This window comes from Simplicispira sp. 125 (genome assembly GCF_003096555.1).
In the GTDB taxonomy this organism is placed as follows: Bacteria; Pseudomonadota; Gammaproteobacteria; order Burkholderiales; family Burkholderiaceae_C; genus Simplicispira.
The window spans coordinates 461,992-474,739 of sequence record NZ_QEKM01000001.1 but is presented as its reverse complement, the minus strand read 5'-3'; the positions used below and the strand labels follow the sequence as shown (position 1 = coordinate 474,739).

The 12,748-nt window shown below is 60.8% G+C and carries 11 protein-coding genes; 9 read left to right on the top strand and 2 right to left on the bottom strand.

Going from position 1 to position 12,748, the window contains the following annotated elements:
- Nucleotides 1-75: 75 nt before the first annotated feature.
- A complete protein-coding gene (locus tag C8D04_RS02270; RefSeq protein WP_116003413.1) occupies nucleotides 76-705 on the bottom strand; it encodes an ATP-binding cassette domain-containing protein in 630 nt (209 codons plus the stop codon).
- A gap of 84 nt (nucleotides 706-789) precedes the next feature.
- On the opposite strand from C8D04_RS02270, the gene C8D04_RS02265 reads away from it, so the two are divergent.
- The 7 genes from C8D04_RS02265 (at nucleotide 790) to C8D04_RS02235 (ending at nucleotide 8,111) form a co-directional block, all read left to right on the top strand.
- Nucleotides 790-1,164 (top strand): hypothetical protein, encoded by a 375-nt coding sequence (locus tag C8D04_RS02265; RefSeq protein WP_116005966.1) that lies wholly within the window; start codon nucleotides 790-792, stop codon nucleotides 1,162-1,164.
- A gap of 157 nt (nucleotides 1,165-1,321) precedes the next feature.
- A complete protein-coding gene (locus C8D04_RS02260) occupies nucleotides 1,322-2,197 on the top strand; it encodes a branched-chain amino acid ABC transporter permease (RefSeq protein ID WP_116003411.1) in 876 nt (291 codons plus the stop codon).
- Between the two features lie 14 nt (nucleotides 2,198-2,211).
- The gene (locus C8D04_RS02255) at nucleotides 2,212-3,288 is read left to right on the top strand and encodes a branched-chain amino acid ABC transporter permease (protein ID WP_116003410.1); all 1,077 of its coding nucleotides are present in this window, start codon (nucleotides 2,212-2,214) and stop codon (nucleotides 3,286-3,288) included.
- 165 nt (nucleotides 3,289-3,453) lie between these two features.
- Nucleotides 3,454-4,251, top strand: a complete 798-nt coding sequence (locus C8D04_RS02250) for an ABC transporter ATP-binding protein (RefSeq protein ID WP_116003409.1) — start codon at nucleotides 3,454-3,456, stop codon at nucleotides 4,249-4,251.
- Nucleotides 4,248-5,051, top strand: a complete 804-nt coding sequence (locus tag C8D04_RS02245; RefSeq protein WP_116003408.1) for an ABC transporter ATP-binding protein — start codon at nucleotides 4,248-4,250, stop codon at nucleotides 5,049-5,051. Before C8D04_RS02250 ends, C8D04_RS02245 begins: the two co-directional genes overlap by 4 nt.
- 4 nt (nucleotides 5,052-5,055) lie before the next feature.
- A complete protein-coding gene (locus C8D04_RS02240; protein WP_116003407.1) occupies nucleotides 5,056-6,909 on the top strand; it encodes a long-chain fatty acid--CoA ligase in 1,854 nt (617 codons plus the stop codon).
- A 23-nt stretch (nucleotides 6,910-6,932) separates the two neighbouring features.
- Entirely contained in the window at nucleotides 6,933-8,111 is a 1,179-nt protein-coding gene (locus C8D04_RS02235; RefSeq protein ID WP_116003406.1) for an ABC transporter substrate-binding protein, read from the top strand.
- A 92-nt stretch (nucleotides 8,112-8,203) separates the two neighbouring features.
- Here the strand turns inward: C8D04_RS02235 and C8D04_RS02230 are convergent, their stop codons facing one another.
- Nucleotides 8,204-9,895, bottom strand: a complete 1,692-nt coding sequence (locus C8D04_RS02230) for an AMP-binding protein (protein WP_116003405.1) — start codon at nucleotides 9,893-9,895, stop codon at nucleotides 8,204-8,206.
- A gap of 360 nt (nucleotides 9,896-10,255) precedes the next feature.
- Between C8D04_RS02230 and C8D04_RS02225 the strand changes: the two genes are divergently transcribed.
- Complete coding sequence (locus C8D04_RS02225) at nucleotides 10,256-10,867, top strand: TRAP transporter small permease subunit (protein ID WP_116003404.1); 612 nt, start codon at nucleotides 10,256-10,258, stop codon at nucleotides 10,865-10,867.
- A 16-nt stretch (nucleotides 10,868-10,883) separates the two neighbouring features.
- On the top strand, nucleotides 10,884-12,686 hold the full coding sequence (locus C8D04_RS02220) for a TRAP transporter large permease subunit (protein WP_116003403.1): 1,803 nt from the start codon (nucleotides 10,884-10,886) through the stop codon (nucleotides 12,684-12,686).
- Nucleotides 12,687-12,748 lie beyond the last annotated feature (62 nt).

Below are 12,748 nucleotides of genomic sequence, written 5' to 3'. Positions count from 1 at the left end.
AGCCAGCGGGCTCCCGCGGGTTCTGTGCGCAGCGAATGGCACGCCGCAAACGGCAGTCCAGTATCGTGGGTCGCATCAAGCATCAGGCAACTCCAGAACCTGGGACCAGGGAACGCCCGGCAGAGCCTCGTAATGGGCAACGACCAGGGCGCGTGGCTGCTGTGCATGGCGGGTCAGCGCGCGCTGCAGGTAGATCACCGAGGGCCGGTCCAGGCCCCCCACGGGTTCGTCGATCAGCGTGAGCGCAGCCCCCGAGGCCAGTGCCGCCGCCATCAGCACCTTGCGCCGACTGCCCGTGGACAGCATGTAAAAAGCCTTGTCCAGGTGAGGCTCCAACCCAAAACCGCGCACATGATCGGCCATCGCCTGCGCATCCCAGGCAGGATGCAGTGCGGGCAACGAATCCAGCCAAGCCTGCACAATGAGCGGATCAATGGCGTCCGCACGCGGATCGACCCAGAACACCTGCTGCCGATAGGCTTGTGGCGCATCGGCCAGCACCGTGCCGCGCAGCGCCAGACGACCACCATCGGCCGCCAGAGCACCTGCGAGCAAGCGCAGCAGCGTGGTTTTTCCGCTGCTCTCTCCCCCTTGCACCAGTATCACGCCAGCGCCAAATCGGGCAGACAAGCCCGCAAAAAGCGGGTGCTGCGGGTAAGAAAAACAAAGGCCCTCGACCTGCAGGACCGGTACCGTATCGTTCATGGTTTCACTTTCCGTGTGGCATGGTTCAGGGCCTGCATGCGCTTGCCGGACAATGCCATTTTCTGTCTTGCATCGCCGCACACCATGACCCTGCTTTACCTCGATTTTGACTACAGCGAAGACGATGAGGGCACAGGTACCTGGGATGCCATGGCATCGGTCACTCCCAAGCAGCTTTCAGCGCTGCTGGCCGAAATCGAGTGGGTGCTGGCGTGGGCCCACGAGGTTTTCCCTGGACGCTGCGGCGCCATCGAGGACGGAGGTGACTGGGACTATGACCTGCAAACCCTCTGTGAGGCGGCAGACACAACACCCTTGCACTTGGGCTACGACGCAGCCGAACATCACATCACCGTGCAGGGTGACCCCGCCCATGCTAGCTGCCATATCGTGACGCTATCGCTCAGCGGAAGGCCTGCTTTTGGCGCTGCGCTGCGCGCGCGCTTCGCCATCGACTGACAAATTTTTTTGGCTATGCATCGCCCCGGTCGCGATGCGCAACGCCGCTGTCGCTTACGAGACTTTGCTTTACGTCACCAACGGAAAACCCTTAACGACAAGACTGCGATGCCCCGCTATAAACCGGGACGCATTCACAAAACAGGGAGTCAACAGCGTGCAGTTTTTGCAGTTGGTCATCAGCGGTGTCTCGCAAGGCTGCATTTATGGCCTCATCGCGCTGGGTTTCGTGCTGATTTACAAAGGCACAGAAACCGTGAGCTTCGCCCAGGGTGAACTCATGATGCTGGGCGCCTTTGGCGGCCTGGCATGCATGACGCTGATGGGGTTTCCCTTTTGGCTTGCCGTGCTCAGTTCCATTGCGGGCATGGCACTCTTTGGCATGGCGATCGAGCGGGTCATCGTGCGCCCCATTCTGGGCCAGCCCGCGTTCTCCATCGTGATGCTGACCATCGGTGTGGGCTACACGGCGCGCGGCATCATCACCATGATTCCGGGCATCGGCACAGAGACCTATGTGCTGCCGGTGCCCTACAAGGACGAGATCTGGACCCTTGGCACACTGGTGGTCAACGTCGAGCAGTTCGTCATCATTGCCGCCACGGCCGTGCTGTGCATTCTGTTGTTCGCCTTGTTCAAGTACAGCAAGCTGGGCATTGCGATGCAGGCGTCTTCGCAGAACCAGCTGGCGGCCTACTACATGGGCATTCCGGTGCAACGGCTCAACGGCCTGGTGTGGGCACTGGCCGCAGCGGTGGCAGCCGTTGCCGGTCTGCTGCTGGCGCCCATCACCTTTGTGCATGCCAACATGGGCTTCATCGGCCTCAAGGCTTTTCCCGCCGCCGTGGTGGGGGGCTTTAGCAGCCTGCCCGGGGCCATCGTTGGCGGGCTGGTGATTGGCCTGGTCGAATCGTTCTCGGGCTTTTACTTGCCCGATGGCTTCAAGGATGTCGCCGCCTATGTGGTGGTGCTGATCATGCTGATGGTCCGGCCCAACGGGCTGTTCGGCGAAAAGCTCCGCAAGAAAGTCTGACGGGGCCAAACAACATGCGTTTCATTTTCAAAACCGATTACCGGCAGGACATCCGTCTTGCCAAGCACCCTGGCCACGTCTTCTGGTACAGCGCCCTGGGGCTGCTGCTGCTGGCCGCGCCCTGGCTGTTTGCCGAATACTGGCTGGCGCAGCTGACCTTTGTACTCATCTATGCCATCGCCGGCCTGGGCCTGATGCTGCTGGCGGGCTTCACCGGGCTGTTTTCGCTCGGCCATGCCGCCTTTTTGGGCGTGGGGGCCTACACCCAGGCGGTGTTGGTGGGCATGGGCTGGCCCTTTCCCCTGGCGCTGGCTTGCGCCGCCGGACTGTCGGCGGCCGTGGGGCTGGTGGTGGGGTTGCCTGCGCTGCGCGTCAAGGGCATCTACCTGGGCATGGCCACACTGTCCTTTGGCTTCATCGTGGAAGAAGTGTTTGCCCGCTGGGAATCGGTGACCGGCGGCAACGCGGGCATGCACGTGAAGGCGCCAACGCTCGGGGGATGGTCACTGTCGGGCGGTGATGCGTTTTATTTTCTCTGTCTGGGCATTACTGTGGCGGCCACGCTGGGCCTGCTCAACCTGCTGCGCGCGCCCACAGGACGAGCGTTCGTGGCCATCCGCGACTCGGAAATATCGGCGCAAAGCATGGGTATTCACCTGGCGCGCTACAAGACACTGTCGTTTGCCCTGTCGGCCGGGCTGGCAGGCATTGCGGGTGCGCTGTATGCGCACAAGCTGCAGTTCATTTCGCCCGACCAGTTCAACATTCTGCAATCGATCGACCTGCTGCTGATGATCGTGATTGGCGGCCTGGGTTCGGTGCATGGCGTATTCCTCGGCGCCATCTTTTTGATCACCATGCCGCAGGCCATTGGCATGGTCAAAGACCTGCTGCCCGATGCCATCGGTCAGGCGCCAGGTCTGCAGGCCGCCATCTACGGCATGGTGCTGGTTTCCTTCGTGCTGTTCGAACCCAACGGCCTGTATGGCCGCTGGCTGAAGATCCGAACCTGGCTGCAACTCTTTCCGTTCTACCGCAAAGGCATGTTCAAGCGGCAGAAGTCCTTCCAGAAATCGGACCGCCTCAAGTGAAACACTCCCCTATGTCGCTTCGCTCCTCCGTGCAGCCGCCAGAGGCAGCGGCCCCTCGGGGACGCCCCCAGCGCGGCGGGGCAGCCCTTGCGCGGGGGCCACTGGCCTGGGGCGCGCCGGTTTCCTGCGCCGCGCGTGGCACACGCATCGAAAGAAATCTTTGAGATGAGCGATATCCTCCTTTCTGCCCGCAACCTGAGCGTACGCTTCGGTGGCGTACTGGCCGTCAACAATGTCAGCTTCGACGTCAAGCGTGGTGAGGTGTTCACACTCATCGGTCCCAACGGCGCCGGCAAGACCACGGTTTTCAACCTGATCAGTCGCATCTACCAGCCCACCACGGGCGAAATCACCTACCTGGGCAAGAAGCTCACCGACCAGCCGGCGCACGCCATTGCCGCCATGGGCATTGCGCGCACCTTCCAGAACATCGAGCTGTTTGAGCACGCCACGGTGCTGCACAACCTGCTGATCGGACGACACACCCACCGCAAGACCGGTTTTCTGCGCGACATGTTTTTCACCGCCACGGCGCGCGAGGCCGAACTGCAGGCCCGCCTGAAAGCCGAGGAAGTGATCGACCTGCTGCACCTGCAGCATTACCGCGACACCCTGGTGGCCGGCTTGCCCTATGGCGTTCGCAAAGTGGTGGAACTGGCGCGCGCACTGTGCACCGAACCCCAGCTGCTGCTGCTTGACGAACCCTCATCGGGTCTCAACGTGGAGGAAACCGACGATATGGCGTTCTGGATCCAGGACATCCAGCAAGAGCTGGGCATCACGGTGCTCATGGTGGAGCACGACATGTCGCTCGTCTCCAAGGTGTCCGACCGGGTACTGGCCATGAACCAGGGCGAGGTGCTGGCCATGGGTACACCACGCGAGGTGCAGACCGACCCGGCCGTCATCGAGGCCTACCTGGGCACCGTGGACGATGTTTCTTCATTGCGGAGGGTTGCATGAGTACGCTGACCGACCGCGACGACGGCGCCCAGGCGCCCATGCTCAAGCTGCTGAACGTCGAAAGCTCCTATGGCCCCATCAAGGCCATCCGGGGCGTGAGCCTGAAGGTGCGCCGGGGCGAGATTGCCACCGTGCTGGGCTCCAACGGCGCCGGCAAGTCCACCATTCTCAAGACCATCTCGGGCATCCTGGACCCGCGCAAGGGATCGGTCGAATTCAAAAGCCAGGACATCACGGCGAAAGACCCCGCGTTCATCGTGCAGCAGGGCCTGGTGCACGTACCCGAAGGGCGCGAAGTGTTTCCGCTGCTCTCGGTGCACGACAACCTGCTCATGGGCGCCTACACGCGCAAGGACCGCGACGGCATGGCCCGCGACATGGAGATGGTGTACGGCTACTTTCCCATCCTGAAGGAACGCTCACAACAGGATGCCGGACTGCTGTCGGGCGGGCAGCAACAGATGCTGGCCATCTCGCGCGCCCTCATGGCCAACCCCGATCTGATTCTGCTCGACGAGCCCAGCCTGGGACTATCACCCAAGCTCACCAAGGAGATTTTCGAGATCGTGGTGCGCATCAACCGCGAGCGTGGCACCACCATCCTGCTGGTCGAACAAAACGCCAACATGGCCCTCAACGCCTCGGATTACGGCTATGTGCTGGAGAACGGCCGCATTGTCATGGAGGACTCCTGCGAGCGCCTGCGTGAGAAGGACGACATCAAGGAGTTCTACCTCGGCATGAAGGAAACAGGCGTGCGCGGCGAGCGGCGCTGGAAAAAGAAAAAGACATGGCGGTGAAGCAATGAGCAATTTGTGGGATGTAAGCCATATCCAGCCCCGGCAAGATATCGTCGTGCCGGGCGAGACCATTTCCGCTGTGTTCTGGAACGCGGTGGCCCTGCGCGGCGATCAGATCTGGATGCGGCAGAAAAAACTGGGCATCTGGCGCAGCTGGACCTGGCAGGAAACCGGCGTGGCGGTGCGCGAAATTGCGGGTGGCCTGATGGCCCTGGGGTTTGAGCGTGGCCATACGGCCTCGATCCTCGCCAACACCGTGGTCGAATGGGTGCTGGCTGACGTGGCCGTACTCAGTTGCGGTGGTGTCTCCAACGGCATTTACCCCACCGACGCGGCTTCCCAGGTGCATTACCTGTGCGAGGACTCGGCGACGCGCGTATTGTTTGTGGAAGATGACGAGCAACTGGACAAGGCCTTGGAAGTGCGCGAGCGCCTGCCTTTGCTGCAGAAGGTGGTCGTATTTGACATGAAGGGCCTGCGCGACCTGGACGACCCCGGCGTGATGTCGCTCGACGCCCTGCGGGCCCTGGGCCGCGAATGGCTGGAGAAGCGCCCTGACGCTGTGCAGCAAAGTGCGGCCGACTGCCAACCTGACGACCTGGCCATTCTGGTCTACACGTCGGGCACCACAGGCAAGCCCAAGGGCGCCATGCACAGCCACCGCGGACTGGTCTACACCACGCGCGGCTTCAACACCCTGGTGGCGCAAGACGAGCGCGATGAACGCATGTGCTTTCTGCCCCTGTGCCACATTGCAGAGCGCATGGGGGGCGAGTACTTTGCGCTCTACACAGGCGCCAAGCTGAACTTTGTGGAGAACCCCGAAACCATTCCCGAAAACGTGCGCGAGATTGCGCCCACCGTTTTTACCGCCGTTCCCCGGGTTTGGGAAAAATTCTATTCGGGCGTGATGATCACGCTCAAGGAGTCGAGTGCACTACAGCGTGCCGCCTACGCTTGGAGCATTGGTGTAGGCATGCGCATTGCCGAGAAGGTCATGGCCGGCGAAGCGGTGAACACCGGGCTGCGGCTGCGCTTCACGCTGGCGCGCTGGCTGGCCCTGAACAACACCCGTAAACTGATCGGCATCCACCGGGCGCGTTTTTGCGTCACCGGCGCGGCGCCGATCTCACCCGAGCTTGTCAAGTGGTACATGGCCCTGGGCGTTCCCATGCTGGAAGTGTGGGGCATGACGGAGACTTGCGGCGCCTCGACCGGCGTGCCGGCCACGCGCATGAAGCCTGGTTCCATCGGCCCGGCCGCCAGTTTCAATGAAGTGCGGCTCGACCCTGCCACAGGCGAGATCCTGGTGCGTGGCACCAACGTCTTCATGGGTTACCTGAACCTGCCCGAAAAAACAGCCGAAACCATTGATGCAGACGGCTGGCTGCACACCGGGGATGTGGGCGTGGTGGACGATGAAGGGTTCTTCCGCATCACCGACCGCATGAAGGACATCATCATCACGGCCGGTGGCAAGAACATCACGCCCAGTGAACTGGAGAACGAACTCAAGTTCTCGCCCTACATCACCGATGCCGTGGTCATCGGCGACAAGCGCCCATATCTCACGGTCATCGTCATGATCGACCAAGAGAACGTAGAAAAATTCGCCCAGGATGAGGACATACCCTTCAGTAATTACGCCAGTTTGACACGCGCCCCTGAAGTGCAAGAATTGATCCAGAACGAGATCAATCGGGTGAACCAGAAGTTTGCCCGCGTGGAGCAGATCAAGAAATTCTTCCTGCTCGACACCCAGCTCACGGCCGAAGATGAAGAACTCACTCCGACCATGAAGCTCAAGCGCAAGCTGGTAGAACAGAAGTACGCGGCACAGATCGATGCCATGTATTGACACAATTCAAAAGGAGACAGGACATGAAAATGACATCGACCGCAGCCTGGGCCGCGCTGGCATGCGCTGCCGCCATGAGCACGTCCGGGGTACAAGCCCAGGAAAGCCAGGGCGTGAGCAAAACCGAGATCACGCTGGGTTCCATCCAGGATCTGTCTGGTCCTCTGGCAGGCTTTGGCAAACAGTTGCGCAACGGCATGATGCTGCGCGTGAACGAAGTTAACGAGCAAGGCGGCGTCAACGGACGCAAGCTCAACCTGCTCGTGGAAGATTCAGGCTACGACCCCAAGAAAGCCGTTCTGGCGGCCCAAAAGCTGGTCAATCAGAACAAGATTTTCATGATGGTGGGCCACCTGGGCACGGCGCAAAACCTTGCCGCCATGCCCGTACAGTTTGAAAAGAACGTCATCAACTTCTTCCCGGTGACGGCTGCGCGTGAGATGTACGAGCCTTTCCACAAGCTCAAGTACGCTTTTGCTGCCACCTACTATGACCAGATGAAGGCTGCTACGCCGAAGCTGGTCAAGGAAAAGAAGGCCCAGAAGGTGTGCTCCATGTACCAGGACGACGAGTTCGGCCTGGAAGTACAGCGCGGCGCAGAAGACGGCCTCAAGGCCATCGGCATGACCATGGTCGAAAAAACCACGTTCAAACGCGGTGCCACCGACTTCTCTTCGCAAATGTCCAAGCTCAAGGCGGCCGAATGCGACATGGTGGTGCTGGGCACCATCATCCGCGAGACGATTGGCGGCATTGGTACAGCGCGCAAACTGGGTTTCAACCCGATCTTCCTGGGTTCCAGCGCAGCCTACACCGACCTGATCCACAAGTTGGGCGGCAAGGCCATGGATGGGCTCTACGCCACGATGACGGTGCAGAACCCCTACCTGGACGACGCATCGCAACCCATCCGTTTCTGGGCCACCAAATACAAGACGGCCTTCAACGAAGACCCTGCTGTGTTCTCGGTCTATGGCTATCTTGCGATCGACAGCTTCATCCGCGTCGCGCAGAAGGCGGGCACCAACCTGAGCACCGACAGCTTCATCAAGGCCATGGACACCATGGAAATCCCGCGCGACATCTTTGGCAGCGCAGTGCAGAAGTTCGGACCGCAAAAGCGCCTGGGCAGCAACCTCTCGCGCCTGTCGCAACTGCATGACGGCCGCTGGGTCATCGTGTCGAACTACATTACCGAATAAGTTCGCAAGTGTGCGCCCATGCTGGGCGCACCACAAAAAAACACCGCCCGGCTTGAACCGGGCGGTGTTTTTTCATGGACGCAAACAGCGATTCACTGGCCGTACCAAACCACCTTCTTGCCCGAGGTTTCCCAGCGCTCATAGTTGGCGGAATAAATGTCTTCGATGCGGTTGCGCTTGACCTTGAAGGTGGGCGTAATCAGATCGTTGTCCACCGTCCAGGGCGTGGTCACCAGGACGATGCATTGCAGTTGCTCATGCGGGTCCAGCGTGGCATTGACACTCTTGAGGTGCGCTGTCAGCGAGGCCTCCAGCGCGGCTTTTCCCTGCGGTTGTTCTGCCTTGGCCACAGCATCGGCATTGAGCATCACGATTCCGAGTGGCTGGCCCAGGTTGGCACCCGTCACCACACACGCTTCGACCGACTCGTGCGTGCCGAGTTTGTCTTCAATGGGCGCGGGAGCCACATATTTGCCCTTGCCGGTCTTGAACAAATCCTTCACGCGGCCCGTGATGTGCAGGCAACCCTGGGCGTCGATGCGCCCCTTGTCGCCGGTGCGCAGCCAGCCATCAGCAGTGAAGGCGTCGCGGCTTTGTTCCGGCTCCTTGTAGTAACCCAGCATCAAGGCAGGGCTGCGCATCTGGATTTCCCCGGTCTGCGGATCGGTGCGGTGTTCCACACCGTCGTAGGCCGGGCCTACGCTGCCTTGCTGGTTTTTGCCCGGCACGGTAATGTGCGAGACGGCCAGATTTTCCGTCATGCCATAGCCTTCATTGATATCCAGGCCCAGCTTGCTGTACCACTGCAGCAGGGACAAAGGCATGGGCGCCGCGCCCCCTGCTGCAATACGGCAATGGTTCAATCCCAGGGCTTTTTTCACCTTGCTGCGCACCAGGCCGCCAATCAGTGGGATGGACAGCAGGCGGTTGAGCTTGGCCGGTGGCATCTTGTGGTGAATGCCCTGCTGGAATTTGACCCACAGGCGCGGCACCGAGAAGAAAATCGTGGGCTGGGCCCGCTGCAAGTCCAGTGCAAACGTCTCCAGCGTTTCCGCAAAAAACAGCTGCATGCCCGTGCGCAGCCAGCCATGCTCCACCAGCACACGTTCAACCACGTGCGCCAGCGGCAGGTAGGACAGCATGCGGTCTTCCTGGCCCATGGGAATGCGCTTGATCCCCGAGCCCAGTGCCCAGGCGAAATTGCCGAAACTGTGCATCACCCCCTTGGGCTTGCCCGTGGTGCCCGAGGTGTAGATCAACGTGGCCAACTCGTCCGCACCGCGTACCGGCGCACCCTGCAGTGGCGGGGTGCGTGCGCAGATGGCATCCCAGCCTTCGTAGTTCTTGCGTGCATCTTCAGGCGACAAAGCGTAGCTGATGCAGGGCATGCCTTCAGGAACACCCGGCTTCATGCCTTCCCAGCCATCGAGCTTGCCAATGAAACACGCCTTGGCTTCGCTGTGCGTGAGAATCTGGTTCACCGTGTCGTGCGCCAGTGTGGGGTACAGCGGCACCGACACATACCCCGCCATCCAGATCGCCAGGTCGCTCATCAGCCACCAGGCACAGTTTTTGGACAGAATGGCCACCCGCGACCCGGGCTCCCAGCCTTGGGACTGCAGGTGTGCGGCCATGCGGCGCACCTGGTCGGCCAGCTGACCCCAGGTGAAATCCTGAACCACGCCCTGGCCCATGGGCTGGGTCAACGTCACGCGGTTGGGTGCTGCCTGCTCCCAATGGTAAAGGCGCTGCAATGCCAGCGTATCGGGTGCTACAGAGCTCATGAGTGCGTATCTCCTGTCATATGGGTTACAGGCGGGTCTGCGCCCACCCCGGGGCAGTATAGGAGTGCTTGGGCGCCGAAAACCCTCCTTATCCGCCCCCCGTGCTAGCGATTTACCCACCCCCGCCAAGGGGGCCACAGGACATGAAACAAGGCGTTTTACACCCTGGTGATAACCCTTATAGCTACAAAATCAATAGCACAGAATCAAGTCATTGCTGCGGGATAACACCGTCACGCTGCCGTCAGACTCCTATTAGAGTGCTCCGTAGAATCGCGCCGTTGCAAAAAGTTGCCGTACCCCTTGCCATACCTACGGCAAATCTGCAGCGCGACGCGCCCACATTTGATTGGAGACACCATGCAGGCATTACTGAAACTATCCAGAGGAATCGACTGGCTCAGTACCCAGATCGGCAAATACGTCATCTGGCTCATCCTGGCCTCGACGCTTATCAGCGGTCTGAACGCCCTCTCTCGCAAGCTGTTCAATCTCAGCTCCAATGCTTTTCTGGAAGTGCAGTGGTACCTGTTCGCCGCTTCCTTCCTGATTGCGGCCGGCTACACCCTGCTGCAGGGCGAGCACGTGAAGGTGGACGTGATCACCAGCCGGTTCTCCAAGCGCACCCAGATCTGGATCGACGTCGTGGGCTTTACGACCTTTCTGACGCCCATGTGCCTGGCCATCCTGTGGTACGGCATCCCTTTCTTTGTGCGTGGTTTCGAATCGGGCGAGATGTCGAACAACGCCGGAGGGCTGATCCGCTGGCCGGTGTACGCCATGATGCCGCTCGGCTTTGCACTGCTGCTGCTGCAAGGCTGGTCTGAACTGATCAAACGCATCGCTTTTCTCATGGGTCTGATCGAAGACCCGACCTTAAAGAAGGGCGACGAAAAAACCGCAGAACAAGAGCTTGCTGAATCCATCCGTCGCCTGGCCGAAGCGGCCAAGAGCAACGGCAAGGCCATCTGAACGCAGAGCACACACCATGGAATTCTTCACCACCAACCTCGCCCCGATCATGTTCGGGGGGCTGATCCTGTTTCTGCTCATGGGCTTTCCGGTGGCTTTCAGCCTCGGCGCCTGCGGTCTGTTCTTCGCATTCATCGGTATCGAGCTGGGCGTCCTGCCCGAAGCCCTGCTGCAGGCCCTGCCCTTGCGCATTTTCGGCATCATGCAGAACGACACTCTGCTGGCCATTCCCTTCTTCACCCTGATGGGGCTGATACTGGAACGCAGTGGCATGGCCGAGGATTTGCTGGAGACCATTGGCCAGCTCTTCGGCCCCATACGCGGCGGACTGGCACTGGCCGTGATCTTCGTGGGCACGCTGCTCGCTGCCACCACGGGCGTGGTCGCTGCCTCGGTCATTTCCATGGGCCTGATCTCATTGCCCATCATGCTGCGCTACGGCTATGACCGGCGCCTGGCCGCCGGCGTGATTGCGGCCTCGGGAACGCTGGCACAGATCATTCCTCCCTCGCTGGTGCTGATCATCCTGGCCGACCAGCTGGGCCGCAGCGTGGGCGACATGTACAAGGGCGCCTTCATTCCCGGCCTGATGCTGTGCGGCTTCTATGCCACCTACGTGATCTTGCTGGCCATCTTCAAGCCCCAATGGGTACCTGCCTTGCCACCTGAAGCGCGCACCCTGCGTGAAGACAGCGGCAAGAGCGGCATCACCTCGCTGCTGATCCTGACAACCATCTGCACCGCCGCATCCATCTACGTTGCCAAGAACATGCCTGCGCTGCACAGCTGGTGGTCGGGCGAGGTGGTGGAGAAGGTGGCACTGGACGAAACCATTGTCGTAGCCATGTGCTTTGGCGTGATCCTGGCTTTCATGGCCGCCAGTATCAACAAAATCACCCGCATGGGGCTGCTCTCGCGCATGGCCGAGCGCGTCACGTTTGTGCTGATCCCGCCGTTGCTGCTGATTTTCCTGGTGCTGGGAACCATTTTTCTGGGCATCGCCACACCGACAGAAGGCGGCGCCATGGGTGCACTGGGTGCCTTTGTCATGGCCATGGCACGCAAACGCCTGTCGATGAGTTTGCTCCGCCAGGCACTCACCACCACCACCAAGCTCTCGTGCTTCGTGTTGTTCATTCTGCTGGGGGCCACGGTCTTTGGCCTGACCTTCCAGGGCGTGGATGGCCCGCGCTGGGTGGAGCACCTGTTGTCGGGCCTGCCTGGGGGGCAGTTGGGCTTCCTGATCGTGGTGAACGTCATGGTCTTCTTCCTGGCTTTCTTCCTGGACTTTTTCGAGCTGTCGTTCATCGTCGTGCCGCTGCTGGCCCCCGTGGCAGAGAAGCTGGGCATTGACCTGATCTGGTTCGGCGTTCTGCTGGGCATCAACATGCAGACCTCGTTCATGCACCCGCCCTTTGGCTTTGCGCTGTTCTATCTGCGCAGCGTGGCCCCCACGGTGGAATACCTGGACAAGGTCACAAAGAAAATGGTCAAGCCCATTACGACCCTGCAGATCTATTGGGGCGCCGTACCGTTCGTGCTCATCCAGATCGTCATGGTGAGCCTGGTCATCATCTTCCCTGGCATCGTCTCCAGCGGGTTGGACAAAAAGGTGGTCTACGACCTGGACAAGGTGCGCCTGGAGATGGAGGCCTCGATGCCCGATCCAGGCGGCTTCAATACGCCCGACCCGGCCAGCGGAATGGAGGGTGCTGCTCCAGCGCCAGACGCCGCCTCGGACGCCGAACCGGCCTCCGGCAACGATGACCCCCTCAAGGCCATGCAGGATTCGCTGGCCGAAGAGCCCAAGCAGAAGTAAGCCTGCGGGGCCTCTGGCTCCATCCCCAAAAGCCCCTGCACCTTCCTAAGGTGCGGGGGCTT

Coding starts and splice junctions, on each gene's coding strand:
- C8D04_RS02255 (WP_116003410.1), top strand. CDS start 2,212: ATGCGTTTCATTTTCAAAACCGATTACCGGCAGGACATCCGTCTTGCC.
- C8D04_RS02225 (WP_116003404.1), top strand. CDS start 10,256: ATGCAGGCATTACTGAAACTATCCAGAGGAATCGACTGGCTCAGTACC.
- C8D04_RS02220 (WP_116003403.1), top strand. CDS start 10,884: ATGGAATTCTTCACCACCAACCTCGCCCCGATCATGTTCGGGGGGCTG.
- C8D04_RS02265 (WP_116005966.1), top strand. CDS start 790: ATGACCCTGCTTTACCTCGATTTTGACTACAGCGAAGACGATGAGGGC.
- C8D04_RS02270 (WP_116003413.1), bottom strand. CDS start 705: ATGAACGATACGGTACCGGTCCTGCAGGTCGAGGGCCTTTGTTTTTCT.
- C8D04_RS02230 (WP_116003405.1), bottom strand. CDS start 9,895: ATGAGCTCTGTAGCACCCGATACGCTGGCATTGCAGCGCCTTTACCAT.
- C8D04_RS02235 (WP_116003406.1), top strand. CDS start 6,933: ATGAAAATGACATCGACCGCAGCCTGGGCCGCGCTGGCATGCGCTGCC.
- C8D04_RS02245 (WP_116003408.1), top strand. CDS start 4,248: ATGAGTACGCTGACCGACCGCGACGACGGCGCCCAGGCGCCCATGCTC.
- C8D04_RS02250 (WP_116003409.1), top strand. CDS start 3,454: ATGAGCGATATCCTCCTTTCTGCCCGCAACCTGAGCGTACGCTTCGGT.
- C8D04_RS02240 (WP_116003407.1), top strand. CDS start 5,056: ATGAGCAATTTGTGGGATGTAAGCCATATCCAGCCCCGGCAAGATATC.